Below are 21,753 nucleotides of genomic sequence, written 5' to 3' on the forward strand. Positions count from 1 at the left end.
GCATTTACCTGCCAAAAAGATATTATTTTGTGCCAACTATTGCTCTTGATTCTTGCGCAGATGAGCAAATCCATATTATGTTCTTAGTATTGCAGAAATTTCACTGCTTGGTATTCCGTGACGATAGGGAGGAAGACATGAATATTAAATATCAGCATCGTGACCAGGCGTTTCATTCCTTTATTTCAACCAATAACACCTATCCTCTTCATCTGCATAAGAATGTAGAGATCACGATGGTTTTGTCCGGCAAAATCAATATCAGCATCAATGGACAAGATTATGTTTTGTCAGAGGGGGACATGGCGATCATTTTTTCCAATCAACCTCATAGCTACAAAACGATAGAGAAGAACCAGATCCTGCTGATCTTTTTCGATGCTACATTTCCGGGGGAATTGTTTAATCATGTCCCGGATAACCCTGTAATCCCCAAGCATCAGATGCTTCCGGGCCTGCTGACAACCTTGTATACACTATATAAAGAACAATGTGACAATCGTTTGCTCAAGGCTTACACCTCTGTAGTACTAGGGCACGCTTTGCCATTATTGTTAATGAAAAAAGTAGACTACAAGAAAGAAGTGGATCTCATTCCCAAAATTCTCGCTTATATCGACATTCACTTTTTAGATCATATAGATCTGGATACGCTTTCAAAAGAGCTTGGCATCAGCAAATTTATTATTTCCCGCATCTTTTCTGAACAGTTCCACATCTCTTTTCGGGATTATATTAATGGACAGCGGGCAGCCTTTGCCCACATGCTGCTGTTATCAACTACCCATCCGGTCACCGATATCGCGTTTGATTCCGGATTCAACAGTTTGCGCTCATTCTATCGTGTTTTTAAAAAGGAATATGGAATAACCCCTAATGAATTCCGCCGAAAAGTATTTGAGGATTGAAAATAAGATTGTTGCCTAGGCGAATAGAATATGTGTTGAAGAAGAACATTTAAACATGAAAGTTGTTAGGCCTAAAGATGTTGAGTTCTTTATCGGTCAGGCATTTGAGAAGGATGAACTAACCCACATTCACGATACCTAGAGCGTGACTTCAAACTGGAAGAGTTCTGGGGAAGCAGGGAATTTAGTATTGAAAGTAGGGTCCCTAAAGCCTGCAGCGGGTCCGTTTATTCGTAAACATTCCTGTATACGCTAAGTTTTCAGCTTAGACAAAAACAAGAGCGCCTCGTATGATGGGGGTGTAAGGGGTCTACAGCCCTAAAAACCCATCAGGAGGCGCTTACTATGAAGTCTAACCGAAACGATAGGACAAATCAACGCATTGAACGAATTAGCATGCAGCATGCAGTGGTCGGGATCGACATCGCTAAGGATGCACACGCCGCACAGATGACCGATTTTCGCGGACGTTCGCTCACTCCCCGTCACCTGTCTTTCCCTAACACACTGGAAGGCTTTGAGAAGTTTTTGCGCTGGGTAAAGGAAGCTCAGTCGAAGCATCGGCTGACATCCCTTCTAATCGGTCTGGAGCCCACCGGCCATTACTGGTTTAACCTCGCCAATTGGCTGCTTCAGCAAGGGATCGAGGTGGTGTTGGTCAATCCAGTGACGACTCACCGCAACAAAGAGAACCGGGACAATAGTCCATCCAAGAACGACCCCAAGGATGCGCTTGTCATTGCGGACGTCGTAAGCCGTGGCTATTACACAGACTACGTTACTCAGGCAGCCGTATTCGAACGGTTAAAGACGCTCATGAGCGATAGAGAGTATTGGGTCAAACAATCGACAAGCCTGGGCAACCGGATCGTTCGCTGGATAGACCTTTACTTCCCGGAATTTCGCCAAGTCTTCCCGGACTGGACGGTGCTAAGGTCGCTGGCGTCGCTCCACGCTTGCCCTATGCCGTGTGACCTAAAGAGACTGAGCATCGACGAAGTCATTGACCATTGGCGTAAGCAAGGGATGAGACGTGCTTCTGGCGTCAGCGGCAGAGCTAAGGCGGCGGCCTTGCTGGCAGCAGCAACGCACAGTATTGGCGATACGAGGGCAACGGAAGAAGCGCGGCAAGACATCCGCCGCCTGCTTCAAACCTATGAGCACGTGGTCGCTATGCTCGGCGAAATGGATGAGGCCATCCAATCTATCTTGGCGGAGATCCCCTTGGCCGAGCAGTTGCGGAGCATCTGCGGGCTTGGAAACATGACGCTGGCAGCCATTCTGGCTTCAGCTGGCGACTTGCGCCTCTATGCGCATGGCAGGCAATTGTTGCGGCGAGCCGGCCTGAATCTGGCCGAGTGCACCTCCGGCAAATTCAAAGGACAAATCAAGCTCTCCAAACGCGGCGACAGTACGCTCCGCAAACACTTATACTGGGGGATGCTGAATCTCGTGCGGCAAAACCCCGATTTCAAGCGGTGGCATGCGCACAACCAGGCGCAGGGTATGAAGAAGCAGGCGTCGCTTTTTAAACTGATTGGCAAGCTGGCTCGTATTCTGATCGGCATGGTGCAGCGAGGGGAAACATACCGCAGTGCACTTGCAGCCCCGGTTGCCGCGTAAACCCGAACCACGAGAATTGACTTATTCGCAGGATTGTACAGCATATATGCATAAGAGAACCGAGTGCTTGAGTCCGTAAGGGCATTGACCCGTTAAGTAAACGCTATCGGTCTCCACGCCATGGACAGGTGTAACGAAGGAATGTGAGGGCGTAGACCCGTTGAGATCTGGGAGGGTGAACCTCCGTGGGCCAAGTGGAGTGTGCAGGATATCGACGATCTAAAGGCACGTCATGCGTTGCTTCTGTTCCCGCCCGCCCGCTAGCCGCTCGACGGTTCAATTTCCATCGCAAGCCAACCATCTCCACCGCTTCGTAGCGATGAAATCCTGCGAATGAGTGAGCATTCGTGAGAATCCCTCTTAATTACGAGGGAAGGACTCAGGAGACGCTATGGAGAGTAAAACCCCTGTTTATTCTCTTATGCGGACCCAGGCGACCTTATCAGCTCTGCATTCTATCTAAAAACGGCTATCAGGGAGAAATAACTGCGCTGGAGTCCGTTGTCCTCCTGTAACAGGTTAAAAACCCCAAATAAGTGCAACTCGGTCCGTTTGTGCTCAGAGCGAGGAATACACTTTCCGGACGCACACACACGCCTTCGGAAGAAGAGCGAAGTCTCTGAAACCCCGAGACGTAAGCCTCCGCAAAAAAACTACCTGTTGGTGAAATGCCTTTCTTCGCGTGTGATCAGAAAATGGTACTGTACCTATGATTACTTGGGCATACAGCAGCGGTTTTGGCGGAGAAGCGGTTTGAAGACACGCCCTAGTGAAATGAGAGGGAGAAGTGCACCTGAATCCGCCGGACGCGGACTACATACAGAAATGATCGAATCAGCTAAACAAAAGAGCAGCCCCACATACGTAGTGGGGACTGCTCTTTTTGTCTGAACTATAATTAGGCTGATGCCTTAAAGCTTGATTAGATCTTCAACACGCCGCCCTTGCTGGCGTTGGTAACAAGCTTGGAGTAGCGGGCCAGATAGCCGGTTTTGACTTTCGGCTCGAACTCTTTCCAGCCGCTGCGGCGGACTGCAAGGACTTCTTCCTCAACCAGCAGTTCGATCTTGCGGTTGTTGAGGTCCAGCTCGATGATGTCGCCATCTTCGACAAAAGCGATCGGACCGCCTTCAGCCGCCTCCGGAGAGATATGGCCGATGCTGATGCCGCGGGACGCGCCCGAGAAGCGGCCATCGGTGATCAGGCCGACCTTGGCACCAAGGCCCATGCCGACGATCTGCGAAGTCGGTGCGAGCATTTCCGGCATGCCGGGACCGCCCTTAGGTCCTTCATAACGGATAACCACGACATGGCCTTCCTTCACTTTGCCGTTTGCGATCCCTTCCAGCGCTTCTTCCTGAGAATCGAAGCAGATTGCCGGGCCTTTATGGTAGCCGCCTACAGAGGCGTCAACGGCACCGACCTTGATGATGGAACCTTCCGGTGCAAGATTTCCGTAAAGCACGGACAGACCGCCAACCTCGGAATAGGGGTTGTCCAGCGTATGAATAACCGTGGTATCTTGAATCTCATGTCCACGGACATTTTCAGCCAGCGTTTTGCCGGTAACGGTCATGCAGTCACCGAAGATGGCTCCCGGTTTCTTCAGCAGCTCGTTCAGCACGGCACTTACGCCGCCTGCCCGGTCTACATCCTCGATGAAGATATCGGAGGCCGGAGCCAGTTTGGCCAGATAAGGCACGCGGTTCGCTACTTCATTGATGCGTTCCAGCGGATAGTCGATGCCTGCTTCCTGAGCCAGTGCCAGCGTATGCAGTACGGTGTTGGTGGAGCCGCCCATCGCCATGTCCAAAGCAAAAGCGTTGTCCAGAGATTCCTGGGTCACGATGTCGCGTGGTTTGAGATCCAGCTTGATCAGCTCCATGAGCTGGGTTGCCGATTTGCGGACAAAATCTCTGCGTTCTTCCGCTACAGCCAGGATTGTACCATTGCCCGGCAGCGCCAGTCCCATCGCTTCCGCAAGGCAGTTCATCGAGTTGGCGGTGAACATGCCCGAACAGGAGCCACAGGTCGGACAGCCGAATTGTTCAAGCTCCAGCAGCTCAGCATCATTGATCTTGCCGACCTGATGGGCGCCTACGCCTTCAAATACAGAGGTAAGGGATAACTTCTTGCCTTTGCTGTCTACGCCGGCCTTCATCGGGCCGCCGCTGACGAAGATAGTCGGGATGTTGACGCGCAGTGCGCCCATCATCATGCCCGGGGTGATTTTATCACAGTTAGGAATGCAGACCATGCCGTCGAACCAGTGGGCGGAAACGACGGTTTCCAGCGAGTCGGCGATAATCTCGCGGCTTGGCAGCGAATAGCGCATACCGATATGGCCCATCGCAATTCCGTCATCTACACCGATCGTATTGAATTCGAAGGGAACGCCGCCAGCTTCACGAATGGCTTCCTTAACAATTTTGCCGAACTCCTGAAGATGCACATGACCCGGAACGATATCAATATAGGAATTGCAGACCGCGATAAACGGCTTGCCGAAATCCTCCTCTTTTACTCCGGCTGCCCGCAGGAGACTGCGGTGTGGAGCCCGGTCAAAGCCTTTTTTAATCATGTCTGAACGCATTTTCTTGGCTGCCATAATGAAATTTCCCCCCTGAAAAGTTTGTTAGCTTCAGCTTCCGTGAATGTATCCAATCTCACTACGGAAGTTTTTGCCTGGTGTCGTATAGTGTCGCATTAACGCATCACAATCCCAAAAGCTGCGTGTCTGCGGTTTATAGATAGAACGGGGTCCAGCTTCTTAAAAGAGAAGTAGGGCGAAGCCGTTTCTATAAAAAATAAGACCGATTAAGCTTAAACGGTAAGCTGCCATGAATAGCAGCCAGCCATTGTTATTAGTGAGTCTATCACAAAAGGCCTCTTTTTTCTACCGGACAATGTGAAGTTTGTCGGATGACGCAATGGGCCGAGGGGCGCAGAAAAAGCCTATCCCCGGAGGGGGAGGATTTATTTGGAAGTGCATCCAGAGGGGATTATAATCCGGAAGAAGCTGACGGACAAGCGGGATTGTATTTTCCTCCCACTCTAGACAACTTAAGGAGAGCTCAGTAAGATGGTACTTAGCTTTTTATGGGAGGTGCTGGAAGATCGGGGATTGTCCATCATATCACTGAGGAGGAAAGAAAATGTCACAGCGTACAACCTTTTTTAATCCGATTGCAGCAAGTTCAGCTGACCCGTGGGTATTCAAACATACCGATGGCTGCTACTACTTCATGTCTACCCGCTCGAAAGGTCTGGAACTCACCCAATCCAGTACTTTGACCGGTCTTGCGGAAGGCCGTAAGAAATTAATCTGGTCTCCCGAACCGGGAGGCAGCTACAGCTACAACCTGTGGGCGCCGGAGATTCATCACTTGGATAACAAATGGTATATCTACTACACCGCCAATGACGGCGGAGGCGATGAGTCGCGCCGAATCTGCGTGCTGGAGAACGAACAGTCTGATCCGATGGAAGGGGAGTGGGTGTGGAAAGGCGCGCTGCAGACACCTGTTCCTGGCTTGGATGGTACGGTGATGAGACTGCGGAATGAGCTGTATTTCCTGTATGCGGGATATGGTCATTTCCCTGAGTACGGATCAGCTGTTTACATTATGCGGATGAGCGATCCCTGGACGCTCGCAGGGGAACATCGTCTGCTCACCGCTCCAACCTTGTCTTGGGAGAAACAAGGCGGTATGGCCATTAACGAAGGCCCGGTGATCCTGCAGCGCAACGGCCGCATTTTTCTGGTATATTCGGCGAGCACAACCTGGTCTGAGGATTATGCACTGGGTATGCTCACAATGAGCGAAGCTTCTGATCCTATGGAACCGCTATCATGGGAGAAATCGATGCTGCCTGTATTTTGCAAAAGTGTGGAGAACGGGATTTATGCTACCGGACATAACAGCTTTACCCGATCACCCGATAACCGGGAGGATTGGATCGTCTATCATGCGCTTCCTGCCGCTGGAGCGGATGTAGCTTTGCGGGCAACCCGGATCCAGAAATTCGGGTGGAAGCCGGATGGAACACCGGATTTCGGGGTTCCCTATAGCGATACTCATGCCTTGACCGTCCCGTCGGGTGAGTAAAGCCTAGGATCAAACAAATATAAAATCAAGATAGAAAAGGCCATTTGTTACAGTAATATTGTAACAAATGGCCTTTTCATGCGAATTGAAGTCCAGAAAACATTTTTCCCGTAAATAACGTATTAAACGGCTGATTATCAAGCGTTACTAGGTATATCATAGGTTTTTAAAACCCTTTCGCACTCGAATAGGAGTCTGGTAGGCCGGATTATTTGTTTAATTGAGACTTAAAATATTACAAAAATATTGTTTGAAAGCGTTGACAATGAAGATCAACATCCTTATAATTCGACTTAAGATACAGAAAAACTGTATCAATCGCATGATTTTTATGTCTGATCATTTTACAGGTAAAAGGGGAGCAATCTGCATGGTGCAAAGGAGCGTGGTTTCAAACGTTGGGTTCGCCTAAGATATTGCGGGACTTATTTTATAGCGGGAGGTTAAGTATGAAGAACAATACAAAGCGTCAGTTAAGTCTTTTATTTGTATTAGTACTGATCATTTCGACTGTAACAGCATGCAGTGGCAATAAGGCAGAAGATGGGGCCGGAAATAGCAGTAACTCCAACAAAGAGAACACATCCAATGCACAAGACCCGGTTGCTTTTAAAGATATCAGCGGAGACATACGCGGCAATAAAGCGCCAACCCAGGAGCAAACCGACGAAGTGAATCATTCCTTGAATGATACATACCTCGGCGACGTTTATGATGAAGTGATTCCAAGCGATTATTCAGCTTATCCTGTTAAAGGAGACGTTGTTCTGGATGTCTGGATGCCTGCAAATTCCAATATCCCGGATATGAACAATCATGTGGTCCAAAAGCAGGTGGAGCAATTAACAGGAATCAAGGTAAATTTCATCACGCCGCCAATCGGCCAGGAAGCCGACGCCTTTACTTTGATGATTTCTTCGGGTGATCTTCCGGACATTATCATTGAGCCGGGACGTTATCCGGGCGGTCTGGAAGCGGGTGTAAATGACGGCGCTTATATCGATCTGACAGATCTGATGGAAAAAAATGCACCGAACTATACGAAATGGCGCAATTCCGATGAATCGAGAAGAAAAACTACAGTCACTGACGACGGCAAGCTGCTGGGCTTTTACGGGATCGCCCCGTATTCCGAATGGACCTGGTTTGGAACACTGATTAAGCAGGAGGCGCTGGACAAAACAGGGCTTGAAATTCCGAATACGATTGATGAATGGCATACCTTTTTGACCAAAGCAAAGGAAGCCGGCTACAAAGCACCGCTTAATTACGGATCCTCTTACGGCCAAATCTTTACCGGCATCATTAATGGTGCATATGGAGTATGGGATTGGACCTTCCTCGATAAGAACGGCAAAGTGGCCTGGGGACCGGCACAGCCGAAAGCCAAAGAGTACCTGTCGACCATGCAGCAATGGAATAAAGAAGGATTGCTTAACCCGGATTGGGCAACGGCCGACTTTAACCAAAGAATGGCAAGCGCTATTTCGGGGGACACCGCTGTGATGATGGATTCTCCGGATACGATGTGGAGCTACTGGAAAGAGCAGAGCAATATCGACTTTGTGGGAGCACTGAATCCGGTTCTGAACAAGGGGGATAAATCCGCCACTACGTACAAGAATTTTAAAAGGGCAGGGACTGAAGCTGCGATCACTACCCAAAGCGAGAATGTGGAAGCGGCAATGGCCTGGCTCGATTTCAATTTCAGCAAAAAGGGCTGGGAATTGATTAACTTTGGCGAATACGGAAAGGTACATCTGATAGATGAGACGGGAATGCCTTATTATCCGGAGGACAGTTATATCTATAAGGACCCTGAAGGTCAGCCGGTATCGACTACTTTATATAAATACCGCATGCATAGCTGGCCGAATATCCGTGATGAGCATCATGCCAACCCGCTGATCGCCACCAAAGGAAGCTACTCCGGCGATATCCGGAAATTCTGGACTGAAAATATGGATACCAGCATGGCAATGCCGCCGATTTCCTTTACCAAAGATGAAGCCTCACGGGAAGCCGAGCTTGGCAACCAGCTGTCGACACTCCGTGGAGAGTATTTTGCAAAAATCATAATGGGTGAAATGCCGGTTGATGCCTATGATAAATTTTTGAAGGAAGCTCAGAGTATGGGACTGGACGAATTTTTAAGTATCCATCAGGCAGCCTTGGATCGATATAACAAACGATAGGTGGTTGTTTCATGATCCAGAAGGATTTGAAGAAGAACTGGTTTGTCTATCTGTTGGCTGTTCCTGTAGTTGCGTGGTTTCTGATCTTCTGCTACGGGCCCATGTGGGGAGTTCTGATCGCCTTCAAGGACTTCAAGCCCTTGCTGGGGTTCAGCGAGAGCGACTGGGTAGGGTTTAAGCATTTTATTGATTTTTTCCAAGGGCCGTATTTTTGGAGAGTCGTTAAGAATACCCTGCTTTTGAATGTTTGGGGGATCGCCTTCGGATTTACCGCGCCGATTATTCTAGCTTTAATGCTGAATGAAATCCGCGGGGCCAAGTTTAAGAAAACCGTTCAAACCATTACCTATATGCCTCACTTTATTTCACTGGTGGTTGTATGCGGGATCATTCATATTTTTGCCGCAGATGAGGGGATCATTACACAAATCCTTCAATTTGTAACCGGAAAAGAGTACTCCTCACTGCTTGGCTATTCTTCTTTCTTCCGGCCGATTTATACGTTCTCCGGCATTTGGCAGAGCATCGGCTGGGACAGCATCATTTATCTCGCCGCGATGAGCTCCATTGATACTTCGTTATATGAGGCGGCTGAAATTGATGGCGTAGGACGGATAAAGAAAATGTGGCATATTACGCTGCCTCAGATCAGTCCGGTCATTATCATTCTTTTTATTTTTGCAATCGGCGGGTTAATGTCATCCGGTTACGAAAAAATTATCCTGCTGTACAATCCTCTGATCTACGATACTGCTGATGTCATTGCATCCTATGTTTACCGCCGCGGCTTAAGAGAAGCCAGTCTCAGTTATTCTACGGCCGTGGGATTAATCAGTTCGATCGTTAACTTCGGGCTGCTGTGGATGACCAATAGAATAGCCAAACGCAGATCCGAGGTCAGCTTATGGTAAGAAAGAGGGACAGCCATGAAAGATAACCTGCAGCCTAAAAAGAAAAAAATCAGGAAGCATAGATCCACAGGGGACAGAATATTCGATTTCACCCTGTATGCCTTATTAACCGCATTAACGCTGGTGTGCTTTTATCCTATCCTGCATATCTTGTTTGCTTCCGTCAGCGACCCGGGCTCCTTAGTGGCTCATAAAGGAATTTTGCTGAGACCGCTGGGATTCACTTTGGACGGCTATAAGCTGGTGTTTAAAGATAACAGTCTGATCAACGGGTACAAAAACACGATTATCTATGTAGGGTTAGGCACGTTAGTCAATATGATCATGACCATACTGGGTGCCTATGTGTTATCCAGGAGAGATTTATACTTCAAAAACTTTATCATGATCCTGATTACGATCACCATGTTTTTTGGCGGAGGGCTGATTCCCTGGTTCTTATTAATGAAGGATATCGGCTTATACAATAATTTGTGGGCCATGATTTTGCCAAGCGCTTTAAGCACATGGAACATCATTATCTTACGGACCAGCTTTCAAGCCATTCCGCAGGAATTGGAAGAAGCGGCTACGATTGACGGGGCGAGCCAGGCCCATATTCTAACGAAAGTCATTCTGCCCTTGTCCAAAGCCACACTGGCCGTAATCTTTTTATACTACCTTGTCGGGAATTGGAACTCCTGGTTTAATGCGATGGTGCTGCTAAAAGACAGAGAGCTGTTCCCGCTGCAGTTATTAATGAAGGAAATATTAGTAGCCAATGACGCAACCGCAACATCAATCGGCAGTGCGGGCGGGGTAGTCATCGACAGTGCGCAGAGCCAAACGGCTTTCCGTGAACTCGTTAAATATTGTGCGATTGTCGTTTCTACGCTTCCTATATTAATGGTATATCCATTCCTGCAAAAATACTTTGTTAAAGGGGTTTACGTAGGTTCGATCAAAGGATGAGGCAATAGACTATATAAAATGAAATAGAAATTAATAAACAGGAGTGAAGTACACCATGTTGACAGAGGCAAGCAATACACAAGTTCCGCGTCCGGAGTATCCAAGGCCCGAGTTTCTCCGCAGAGAGTGGCTGAGCTTGAACGGAGAATGGGATTTTAGTTTTGATGATGAACGGGTTGGTGAGGATGAACGATGGTACCTGGCTGGTGCTCCCGCTTTATTTACAGAAACCATCCAAGTGCCCTTTGCTTTTCAGAGCAAGCTGAGCGGCATTGAAGATCCCTCTTTTCATGATGTGGTGTGGTATAGGAGAAGCTTCGAGGTCCCGGAGGCTTGGGACGGCAAGCGGCTTGTCCTTCATTTCGGTGCAGTGGATTATTTGGCAAAAGTCTGGGTAAATGGGCAACTGGTGGCGTCACATGCAGGCGGTCATACGCCGTTTCAGGCAGATATCACACCGTCGCTGATTAAAGGAAGCAACACGATTGTGCTGCGGGCGGAAGATTTCAGCCGGGATGTAACCTTGCCGCGGGGCAAGCAATACTGGCTGGAACAGTCCGCTGCCATCTTCTATACCCGCACGACCGGAATCTGGCAGAGTGTCTGGATCGAACCGTTGTCAGCGGTACATCTGAGCAAAACTAGGCTGACGCCTGACATTGACCGCAATGAAATCCGCATCCGGACATTCCTCCAGGGGTTTAAGGCTGCCGATGAGCTTAAACTTCGCATAACGGTATCGTATAGCGGTGAAGTGATTGCGGAAGATCAATACGCGATCAGGAATGCCGAGCAGCATCGGACCCTCGGACTGGGTGATTTTACGGATCATGGTCTTGGACGCCTATGGAGCCCCGAGCATCCGAATTTGTATGACATTCAATTCGAGCTGCTTCGGAATAGCGAGGTAGTCGATGAGGCTGCGAGTTATTTCGGCATGCGCAAGGTGTCTATTGAGGACGGCAGGCTGTGCCTGAATAACCGCCCGTATTTCCAGAGACTGGTGCTGGATCAGGGATACTTCCCGGAGGGAATTCTAACCGCGCCTACGGACGAAGCCTTGAAGCGTGATGTAGAACTGGCGAAGGAAATGGGATTTAACGGAGTAAGAAAACACCAGAAGACAGAAGATCCCCGTTTCCTGTACTGGTGCGACAAGCTTGGCCTGCTCGTCTGGAGTGAAGCAGCCAATGCCTATGAATATTCTGAAGAGTATGTCCGGCGGTACACCAGCGAATGGCAGGAGATTATTGAGCGGGACTATAATCACCCAAGCATCGTGGCCTGGGTTCCGCTGAATGAGAGCTGGGGAGTTCCCAATGTCCAGATTGATACACGCCAGCAGCAGCACGGACTGGCAATGTATCATTTAACAAAATCTTTGGATGAGATGAGACCCGTTATCTATAACGATGGTTGGGAGCATATGACTACGGATCTGGTAACCATTCATGACTATGAAAGTCGCCAGGAAGTGCTGGAAAAAAGATATGCCACGGCAGAATCCGCCGTGAATGCGATGCCGGCGAACCGTAAAATATTTGTCGGCGGAGCTTCCTATCAAGGCCAGCCGATTCTTGTATCGGAGTTTGGCGGGATTGCCTTTAAGAAAAGTGACTGGGAGGGCTGGGGTTACTCGGGAGCAGAGAATGAGGAGGACTTCCTGATTAAGCTTAAGGCAGTGGTGGACCCGATGTTCACTTCACCGGTGATTCAAGGCTACTGCTATACCCAGCTGACAGATGTCGAACAGGAAATCAATGGGTTGCTCACTTACGACAGAACGCCCAAAGCGCCGCTTGAAGCCATTCGCAATATTATGATGTTTATCCATAATAAATAATATTTCACAAAAGGAGCTACACAATGGCGCATCTACCAACGCTTCCCCGTCCTGAATATCCCCGTCCCGACTTTGTCCGGACCGAGTGGATCAATCTGAACGGTCAATGGCAATTTGAGATTGATCATGGCAAAAGCGGAAAAGAACGCGGTTACCATGACAAAGGACATGATCTCTCGGGAACGATAACGGTTCCCTTCTGTCCGGAAAGCAAGCTGTCCGGCGTAGAATATACAGATTTTATGGCAGCCGTATGGTATAAACGGGAGCTTACTTTGCCGGAGAACTGGACCAATGGCAGAACGCTGCTGCATTTTGGTGCAGTTGATTACATGGCGGAGGTATGGGTTAACGGAGTCTCCGTAGGCACGCACCGCGGCGGGTACACTTCGTTCAGCTTTGATATTACCTCCAATCTGTTGCCAGGCGGAAATGTCATTTCCGTCTATGCTGAAGACGATGTCCGTTCCGGGCGCCAGCCGCGGGGCAAACAAAGTGAAATGTTCCACTCGCATGGCTGCGACTACACACGTACTACGGGGATCTGGCAGACAGTTTGGCTTGAGCAGGTGCCCGACGTTTATTTGTCGGACATGAAGGTTGTCCCTGATCCCGACAATGCTTGCGTGCATCTCGAAGTCAAGGTGCACGGAAATGTATCGGGAGGCATACTTACCGCTTCTGCTCTGTATGACAGCAGATCCGTTGGGGAGACCCGTGTCCTTGTCTCCGGACACTCCGTAAAACTTACCCTTCCGCTCTCGGAGGTTCACTTGTGGGAGGTTGGCAACGCCAGACTGTATGGCCTGAAGCTGTCCCTGCATACACAGGGCCGGGAGACCGATACCGTCGATTCTTATTTTGGCCTCAGAACCGTATTACTGGATGGAATGAAATTCCTGATCAACGGAAAACCGGTGTTTCAGCGTCTTGTGCTGGATCAGGGATTTTATCCGGAGGGGATCTATACCGCTCCAGGCGATGAGGATCTGCGCAAAGACATCGAAATCTCCATGGGACTGGGCTTTAATGGTGCGAGACTTCATGAGAAGATTTTCGAGCCGCGTTTTCTGTATTGGGCAGACCAATTAGGGTATCTGGTATGGGGAGAGCATGCGAATTGGGGGCTGAATATCACTGGAGCGGAGAGCTTGGCCCGATTCCTTCCGGAATGGCTTGAGGGCATGCAGCGGGATTACAATCATCCTGCGCTAATCGGCTGGTGTCCTTTTAACGAGACTTGGGACAGAGACGGCACCAAGCAAAATAACGATGTGCTGCGGATTGTATACGAGGTTACGAAACGAATGGACCCGACGCGTCCTGTAATTGATACAAGCGGCAATTTCCATGTGGTGACGGATATTTTTGATCTGCATGATTATGATCAGAACCCGCAGACATTCCGGGAAAGATATGAACCGATGAAGGATGGCGGAGAAGTGTTCAATACCTTCCCGGACCGGCAAACGTATGAAGGCCAGCCTTATTTCATCAGCGAGTACGGCGGAATTTGGTGGAATCCGCAGCAGAAAGACGAGAAGTCCTGGGGTTATGGGGACCGGCCGGCAACTGAAGAAGCTTTTATTGAACGCTACGAGGGACTGACCCAGGTTCTGCTGGATCATCCGATGATGTTCGGCTTCTGCTATACCCAGCTATATGACGTGGAGCAGGAAGTGAACGGCCTGTATACCTATGACCGGCAGCCGAAATTTGATCCCGAATTGATTCGCCGCATCAATTCGCGTAAGGCAGCCATCGAAGAGTAGAGCCTTCTAACATCATCCGAAAGGAACGTGAAGGGTTATGAAGGGAAATGTCCGCAATAAGTGGCTGCTGGCCATAGGCGTACTCCTTATTCTTCCAATGGGTCAGGAGACATATGCCGTCCCCAGCCATAACAACTTCTACAACGTAGTCATGCAGGATGGAGCGGACCCGTGGGTTTATAAGCATACAGACGGGTTCTACTATTTCACCAAAACAACCGGCGGCAATGTTACCCTCTGGAAGTCCGCCCAGCTGACTACGATAGATGCTGCTCCCACTAAGGTTGTGAATACAGGCGGCAGCGGCATATGGGCACCTGAGCTGCATTATATTAACGGGGCCTGGTACATCTACTACGCGATGGACGACGGAGACAATGTGAACCACCGGATGTATGTCATGGAGAATACCTCCGCCGATCCGACAACGGGAACCTGGCAGTTTAAGGGCCGGATCACAGATGCGGCCGACAAATGGGCTATAGACGGCACTGTGCTGCAAGTGAATGGCGAGCTGTATTTTATCTGGTCGGGCTGGGAGGGCGATGTCAATGTGCGGCAAAATCTCTACATTGCCCATATGAGCAATCCTTGGACGATTGATTCCGGCCGCGTAGAGATTTCAAGACCCACCCATAGCTGGGAAACCAACCATTCCCCGCATGTAAATGAAGGCCCGCAGGTGATAGTGCGCGGGGGTGTCATCAGTCTGGTCTATTCGGCAAGCGGAAGCTGGACCGATGATTACTGTCTGGGACTGATCACAGCGGACACATCCAGTGATCTAATGAATCCCGCATCATGGGTTAAACGCAGCCAGCCTATATTCAGTTCAGCAAACGGACTTTACGGGCCGGGGCATCATTCGTTTACTACATCTGTAGACGGCACGGAGGACTGGATCGTCTACCATGTCGCCAAATCCAGGGGAGCCGGATGGAACCGCGAGGTTCGCACGCAGCCCTTCAGCTGGAATGCCGACCAGACGCCTAATCTCGGTGCTCCCGCAGATCCTGATCACCCGATTGCTTTGCCCTCCGGCGAAGCCCCTCATTTCCGTTATGAAGGGGAAGAGGGGATATTTGGTGGAGAGGCTTATGCCTCAGCCAGTCGCAAGGGCTCGGGAGGTCTTAAAGCGGGTCATCTGGATACAGCGGCGAGCTACGTGGAATTTTCAGTTCGGGCGGCATCTGCAGGCGAATATATTCTTTTGGCCCGGACGGCGAACGGAACGGCTGGCTGGAATTGGTCCAATCTTCAGCTTAGTGTCAATTCAGGACCTTCCAGCCCGTTTTACATCACCAATAAAGGCTGGGAGAACTGGGGGCTGTCCACAGCCCGGGTACAACTGAAGGCAGGACAGAATAAGATCCGGTTTGCGAAAGGCGAAGGATACGGAGAAATTGATTTCATTGATATCAAACCTGTGAACAGCAGACTTAATTGTTTTTCAATTCATTAAGAAGTAAGATAAGTATAATGATTAGGAAATAAGGAGAGCTGAATTGTGCTGGAACTTAGCTTAAATGACCCGGACAAACTGGTCACGGTGACCCATGCCTTATCCACCCGTTCCAGGGTTGATATTCTTCGGCTCTTAAACTCTAAAAACTTAAATATTATCGAAATAGCCGAGAAGCTGAAGCTTCCGGTTTCGACGGTTGCGAGCAATATCAAAGTATTGGAAGCAGCTGAGTTAATTCATACAGAATTAGTTCCGGCCTCCCGCGGGGCGATGAAAGTCTGCAGCAGGAATTACGATGATCTCCACATTGCCTTGAATCTGAAAGAGCCAATGCCGACGGGAGTAACCCATGTCTATGAAGTAGAGATGCCGATCGGCCATTACAGCGATTGTGAGGTATCTCCTACATGCGGGATGGCGAATAGCGAGGGCCTTATTATTAAAGAAGATGAACCGTCGAGCTTTTATCACCCCAAACATGTCAACGCACAGCTGATCTGGCTCCGCAAAGGGTTCCTGGAATATTTGCTGCCTATGGATATCCCCTCCGGAGCGCGGATTGAATCGCTTGAGCTGTCTATGGAGATGTGTTCCGAAGCTCCGAATTATGATCAGAACTGGCCTTCGAACATATCCGTATGGGTGAATGGTTCAGAGATCGGCATGTGGACCAGTCCCGGTGATTTCGGTGACCGGCGCGGCAAACTGAATCCGAATTGGTGGTGGGATGGATCCACACAATACGGGTTTCTCAAGACCTGGCGTGTTGACCATGAAAAGACGACACTCGATATGGAGAAGGTGTCGGGTATTACCTTAGATGATCTTCTGATTAACCGGAGCCCTAAATTGCGGCTGCGCATTGGAATCAACCCCGATGCTGTTCATCAGGGCGGGTTGAACCTGTTTGGCCGCCAATTTGGAGATTACGAACAACATATAATAATGCATGTGAAATATACGATGGAGCAGGATGAAGCAAACCTGTAGCTCTATCTACTCTCCATCATCAAGGGGGTGTCTTAAAAGCCGTGAATGAATTGGCTTTTAAGACACCCCCTTTTATTGTTGCGAAAGATCATAGGTAAAAGCTTGAGTGGACGTTCCGCGAATGTTCACTATTCAATAAGGAAATAACAGCTGTGCGTATCGTTAGAAGACGGAGCTTGCTTCCTCTATAGCACGCTAGAGTCAGGGTGTGCGGCGCAGGGCGGTCCGCTGCAGGGTGATCATCCAGTCGACAGAAGGCTCGACAATCGGGTGAAGCAGACGTTTTACCCCGGGCTGGGCCAGCAGCACCGTAGAGAGGATTGCGCAGAGCAGCAGAAGAGTTGTCCCGGCGGCGTTGCCGATATAGGCGTAGACTCCGGAAATGGCGGCCAAACGTACGATAAAGCCATGCAGCAGAAAGACATAGAGTGTGCGGCGGCCCCAGTCAGTCATACGGCTAACTTGGTAAGGCACCCAGCCCAGAAAAGCCAGGGAAGCGGTGATTTGCAGAGCGTAGACTGCCAGCCGGTACAGACCCGCATACCATTCGCCTGCCCCAAGCTGCATATAAGTCATGCTTCCGTACAGCCAGCCCATTGGAAACCCGGAGCCCAGTACTGCCAGGAGGGCAAAAATGAGGACAGAGAATGCGGCTGCGGCAATTTTGACATACTTCTGAACCCATTTGGCAAAGGTACTGAATGAAAAATGATAGCCGATTACGAAGAAGGGTAAATATACGAAGGTGCGGCTGATGCTGAACCAGACCCCGTCAAGCTGCAAATATCCGACGGCCACTCCCGCCGCTACGGCGAAGGCGATTTGTGCCGCTCGGGACCATTTGCCCATCCCCAGCATCAGGAGACGCCAGCAGGCATGACTGGCCAGGAACCATAGGAGCAGATAAGGGGCGAAGAAGGAATGATGGATATTGGATACATGGAAGAGGGAAACGTCCAGTGCTGAGTATAGGCTTTGAAAAATAAGATATTGCATTGCGATCTGCAGCAGCACCTTGCGGCCTGCGGACCCGGTGAGGCTCTTTCTGGCGAAATAGCCTGTTACGAGCACGAAGAGCGGCATATGAAAGCTGAAGATCCACAGATAAAGACTGTGCATTCCATCCATGCGGCTAATTAAAGGTTCAATGGCGTTGCCTACAAATACGGTAACAATAAGCATGAAACGCAGGTTAAGGAAAAAAGTTTCTCCGCGCGTTTCCAGCGTGTTTTCCCTGGTCATGACCTAACCTCCAAATTATGCACTGTGGAAATTACTTTAATTTTAAAATACAAGATTTTCGAAGAATAAATTGTGAAATACATCACAATGGTAAGCGCTATCATTAGACTCAATTGTGGCGATGTGTTGAAGGTTGTTTGATTTACTTGATTCCTCTATAATTTTTGTATGCAGTACCCGGGAGTGAACACTATTGAAAAAAAAAATCACCAGACGCAGCATCCTCATAGCACTGCTTTTGTTTTTAATTGTGGCGGGGTTGCTCTTGTGGAAATACTTAACCCCTTATACTCCGGCAGAGAAGGCCGAGTCTGCGCTAGTGTCCGCCGGAGGTGTGTCTGTTGAGCAGAACGACAACTGGATCTCTTTCGAGCCCACGGTCATTCTGGGGACGGCAGTGATTTTTTACCCCGGTGCATTGGTGGAAGCGGAGGCTTATGCCCCGCTGGCCAAACGGATTGCCGCTGCCGGGCATCCATTCTATATAGCCCGGATGCCGCTGAATCTCGCGGTCATCAAGGGCGATGCCGCAGATGAAATCATCCGCGTGCATCCCAAGCAGTCATTTGTGCTCGGCGGTCATTCGCTGGGCGGTGTGATGGCGTCCCGTTATGCGTCAGAGCATCCGGATCAGCTGAAGGGTGTTTTTTTTCTCGCTTCCTATCCAGATGAGAAAGGTAGTCTGAAGGACACTACATTGTCCGTATTATCCCTGCTTGGTACGGAGGATGAGGTTGTTGACAGGGACAAATACAACGAGGGACGTTCCTATCTGCCGGGCAATACGGTATATTTCTCGATTATGGGTGGAAATCATGCCCAGTTTGGAAGTTATGGGCCACAAAAAGGTGACGGTACAGCAACGATTACCGAGGATGATCAGCAGGCCCGTACAGCACGAACGATGCTGGACTGGATGGGGAATCTGCGGTAGCGGGCTAGTCATCATGGCTATAGATAGATGAGAGGAGACGTATGATGCCACTGCTGCATGTAAAGGATCTCTCCGTGCCTTGCCAAGGCATATTGTTTGACAAGGATGGAACACTGCTCGACCTGCTCGCCACTTGGGGGAGCTGGGCGGAGGAGGTGCTGCTAGGTCTCGGCAATGAGCTTGCCCTTATCGGCACCGGATCGCATGTTGATCTGTCCAAGGTGCTTGGCACATCTCATAATGCTGAAGGTAAGGTAATAGGCTATGATCCCGCCGGACCTCTCTCTATGGCAACTACGGAAGAGAGTTATGGCATTCTCGCGTGGCAGCTGTACACTGCCGGAGTTCCCTGGAATGAAGCGCTGGTCCGTGTGAAGGCCATTGCCAAGGATGCGATGAATGGAATGCGCGGACGCCGCACAATCGGGCCTCTGCCGGACCTCCTGCCATTCTTGCAGCAATGTGCCGATGCTTCCTTACAGCTGGGTGTAGTTACATCCGATGGTGACAAGACCACAGGTGAGCAGCTGGACTTACTTGGAATAACCGGTTACTTCCATACTATTGTCACGAGGGACCGGGTTTCGAATGGCAAGCCGGATCCTGAGATGGCCGAAACCGCTTGCCGGGAACTGGGCCTGCTGCCGGAGCAGACTGTTATTATCGGTGACAGCAATGCGGATATGCAGCTCGGAAAAGGTGCAGGCTTGCGTCTATCGGTCGGCATTTCTCCTGCCGGAGCGGCTGGACATCTGCAGGATGCCGACATCGTCGTTCCCGGCTTTCATGAGCTCCGCATTACCTGCTAACAAATAACTCGTAGAAAGGGTGCGTGTGCAGACTATGGATTCATTGCAAACTTTGGCTTCCTGGATCAAGGACAGCGGAAACATCGTTTTTTTTGGAGGAGCCGGAACATCCACGGAGAGCGGTATTCCGGACTTCCGCTCAGCGGCGGGTTTATACCAGACTGAGCATAACTCGCCTTATCCGCCCGAGGTGATGCTAAGCCGCAGTTTTTTTATGTCCTCGCCGGACATTTTTTTTGATTTCTACCGCAGCAAAATGATTCACCCGGAGGCAGAGCCAAACGGTGCCCATTTATTGCTGGCAGAGCTGGAGCGACAAGGCAAACTGAAAGCGGTCATTACGCAAAATATTGACGGGCTGCACCAGCTGGCCGGCAGCCGTGTGGTGCTGGAGCTGCATGGCTCTATCCACCGCAATCATTGTATGGGCTGCAACCGTTATTACGGTCTGGAGCAGGTGATTCAGTCTGCTGAACGGGCGCCCCTCTGCCCGGAATGCGGCGGCATCATCAAGCCGGATGTTGTGCTCTATGAGGAACAGCTGGATCATGATGTGCTGGTTGGGGCGGTCGCAGCAATTGCGGCTGCGGACTTGCTTATTATCGGCGGCACTTCGCTGACCGTTCAGCCTGCAGCCAGCCTCGTCACCTACTTCCGGGGGCGGCATACGGTGCTGCTGAACCGTGACCCGACACCGTATGACCATAGGGCGGATCTGATAATTACCGACCGGATCGGGAAAGTGATGGGAGCCGTTCAGGACCAGCTCTGAGAATCTTATAGATCTCACATCCTGTGCGTATCACTGCAGGCGATTTCAGCATTAGAAGATTACAACGGCCGCCAGTGGTTTAAAATAGGGTAATGTGACAACTGAGGATACGAGAGGCAGGGATAAGCAATGGTATATGTGGCTAGCGATGAACGGTATGAAGTTATGCAATACAACCGCTCTGGCAGATCGGGACTGAAGCTTCCGGCGATATCACTGGGACTCTGGCATAACTTTGGCGGGATCGACACTTATGAGAATGGCCGGGAGATGATTACCCGTTCGTTTGATCTCGGCATTACCCATTTTGATCTGGCCAATAATTATGGCCCGCCCGCAGGCTCGGCAGAGGAACTGTTCGGCAAGGTGCTCGCCCGTGACCTTTCCCCCTACCGTGATGAGATGGTGATTTCTACTAAGGCGGGATATTATATGTGGCCAGGACCCTATGGGGAATGGGGTTCACGCAAATATATGCTGTCCAGTCTGGATCAGAGCCTGAAACGGCTGGGTCTGGACTATGTCGACATTTTCTATTCTCACCGTCCAGACCCGGAGACACCGCTGGAAGAAACGATGGGCGCGCTGGATTATGCCGTGCGGTCAGGCAAAGCGCTATATATCGGATTATCCAACTATACGGCGGAGCAGACCGTAGAGGCGGTCAGCATTCTGAAGGGTCTCGGCACTCCGCTTCTGATTCATCAGCCGCGGTATTCGATGCTGGACCGCTGGATCGAAGGTGGACTGCAGGATGTGCTGGAAGAGAACGGTATTGGCAGCATTGCGTTTACTCCGCTGGCCCAGGGCCTGCTGACCAATAAATATTTGAATGGTATCCCTGAGGATTCAAGAGCGGCCGGTCCATCCACCGCGCTGAATGAAAGCCGGATTACACCGGAGGTGCAGCGCAAGATCCGCGCCCTTAACCAGATGGCTGTCGCTCGCGGCCAAAGTCTGGCCCAGTTTGCGCTTCTCTGGACACTTCGCGGCGGCAAAGTGACCTCTGCACTGATTGGCGCAAGCCGGGTGAGCCAGATCGAAGAGAACATCGCCGCGTTGTCCCATGCGGACTTTACCCAGGAGGAGCTGGATCGGATCGAGACCATCCTCAAAACAGAGAGTGATGTGTAAGCTTCGCATCCACTACATTTATGGCCTCCATATGCATCCCGTTTAGGGGCCTATTGCTGCACAGCCCGCTTCCTGACCGGAAGACGGGCTGTTGC

General features: G+C 50.1%; 16 protein-coding genes. 14 read left to right on the forward strand and 2 right to left on the reverse strand.

The genetic code is table 11. The annotated features are described in order from the left end of the window. The first annotated feature begins 29 nt into the window (after positions 1-29). Both H70357_RS09105 and H70357_RS09110 read left to right on the forward strand, forming a co-directional pair. Positions 30-908, forward strand: coding sequence for an AraC family transcriptional regulator (locus H70357_RS09105; protein ID WP_156130840.1), 879 nt, complete (start codon positions 30-32; stop codon positions 906-908). Between the two features lie 345 nt (positions 909-1,253). Beyond that, on the forward strand, positions 1,254-2,531 hold the full coding sequence (locus tag H70357_RS09110) for an IS110 family RNA-guided transposase (protein ID WP_038585209.1): 1,278 nt from the start codon (positions 1,254-1,256) through the stop codon (positions 2,529-2,531). A gap of 922 nt (positions 2,532-3,453) precedes the next feature. Here H70357_RS09110 and ilvD read toward each other — a convergent pair. Further along, positions 3,454-5,139 carry a dihydroxy-acid dehydratase gene (gene ilvD, locus H70357_RS09115; RefSeq protein WP_038588170.1) on the reverse strand — a complete coding sequence of 562 codons (1,686 nt, stop codon included), beginning with the start codon at positions 5,137-5,139 and terminating at the stop codon, positions 3,454-3,456. A 547-nt stretch (positions 5,140-5,686) separates the two neighbouring features. Here ilvD and H70357_RS09120 point away from each other — a divergent pair. The 8 genes from H70357_RS09120 (at position 5,687) to H70357_RS09155 (ending at position 16,767) form a co-directional block, all read left to right on the forward strand. Continuing rightward, positions 5,687-6,640: a glycoside hydrolase family 43 protein gene (locus H70357_RS09120; RefSeq protein ID WP_038588173.1), complete on the forward strand. Its 954-nt coding sequence runs from the start codon at positions 5,687-5,689 to the stop codon at positions 6,638-6,640. Positions 6,641-7,089: 449 nt separating this feature from the next. Further along, positions 7,090-8,835, forward strand: a complete 1,746-nt coding sequence (locus tag H70357_RS09125) for an extracellular solute-binding protein (RefSeq protein WP_038588176.1) — start codon at positions 7,090-7,092, stop codon at positions 8,833-8,835. 11 nt (positions 8,836-8,846) lie between these two features. Next, positions 8,847-9,746, forward strand: a complete 900-nt coding sequence (locus H70357_RS09130) for an ABC transporter permease (RefSeq protein WP_038588178.1) — start codon at positions 8,847-8,849, stop codon at positions 9,744-9,746. A gap of 15 nt (positions 9,747-9,761) precedes the next feature. Beyond that, entirely contained in the window at positions 9,762-10,697 is a 936-nt protein-coding gene (locus H70357_RS09135; RefSeq protein ID WP_038588181.1) for a carbohydrate ABC transporter permease, read from the forward strand. A gap of 55 nt (positions 10,698-10,752) precedes the next feature. Further along, on the forward strand, positions 10,753-12,540 hold the full coding sequence (locus H70357_RS09140) for a glycoside hydrolase family 2 protein (RefSeq protein WP_038588184.1): 1,788 nt from the start codon (positions 10,753-10,755) through the stop codon (positions 12,538-12,540). A 23-nt stretch (positions 12,541-12,563) separates the two neighbouring features. After that, entirely contained in the window at positions 12,564-14,312 is a 1,749-nt protein-coding gene (locus H70357_RS09145) for a glycoside hydrolase family 2 protein (RefSeq protein ID WP_038588187.1), read from the forward strand. Positions 14,313-14,349: 37 nt separating this feature from the next. Continuing rightward, positions 14,350-15,774 carry a family 43 glycosylhydrolase gene (locus H70357_RS09150; RefSeq protein ID WP_038588190.1) on the forward strand — a complete coding sequence of 475 codons (1,425 nt, stop codon included), beginning with the start codon at positions 14,350-14,352 and terminating at the stop codon, positions 15,772-15,774. 45 nt (positions 15,775-15,819) lie between these two features. Continuing rightward, complete coding sequence (locus tag H70357_RS09155; RefSeq protein ID WP_038588192.1) at positions 15,820-16,767, forward strand: ArsR/SmtB family transcription factor; 948 nt, start codon at positions 15,820-15,822, stop codon at positions 16,765-16,767. Positions 16,768-16,968: 201 nt separating this feature from the next. Here the strand turns inward: H70357_RS09155 and H70357_RS09160 are convergent, their stop codons facing one another. Then, positions 16,969-18,009, reverse strand: a complete 1,041-nt coding sequence (locus H70357_RS09160; RefSeq protein WP_038588195.1) for an acyltransferase family protein — start codon at positions 18,007-18,009, stop codon at positions 16,969-16,971. 193 nt (positions 18,010-18,202) lie between these two features. Between H70357_RS09160 and H70357_RS09165 the strand changes: the two genes are divergently transcribed. From H70357_RS09165 to mgrA, 4 genes are all read left to right on the forward strand, one after another. Next, positions 18,203-18,943: an alpha/beta fold hydrolase gene (locus H70357_RS09165; protein WP_038588198.1), complete on the forward strand. Its 741-nt coding sequence runs from the start codon at positions 18,203-18,205 to the stop codon at positions 18,941-18,943. Positions 18,944-18,984: 41 nt separating this feature from the next. After that, the gene (locus H70357_RS09170) at positions 18,985-19,752 is read left to right on the forward strand and encodes an HAD family hydrolase (RefSeq protein ID WP_331281755.1); all 768 of its coding nucleotides are present in this window, start codon (positions 18,985-18,987) and stop codon (positions 19,750-19,752) included. A gap of 34 nt (positions 19,753-19,786) precedes the next feature. After that, the gene (locus H70357_RS09175) at positions 19,787-20,524 is read left to right on the forward strand and encodes an NAD-dependent protein deacylase (protein WP_038588204.1); all 738 of its coding nucleotides are present in this window, start codon (positions 19,787-19,789) and stop codon (positions 20,522-20,524) included. A 129-nt stretch (positions 20,525-20,653) separates the two neighbouring features. Further along, a complete protein-coding gene (gene mgrA, locus H70357_RS09180; RefSeq protein WP_038588207.1) occupies positions 20,654-21,658 on the forward strand; it encodes an L-glyceraldehyde 3-phosphate reductase in 1,005 nt (334 codons plus the stop codon). The last annotated feature ends 95 nt before the right edge of the window (positions 21,659-21,753 follow it).

The organism is Paenibacillus sp. FSL H7-0357 (assembly GCF_000758525.1).
GTDB lineage: Bacteria > Bacillota > Bacilli > Paenibacillales > Paenibacillaceae > Paenibacillus_AQ.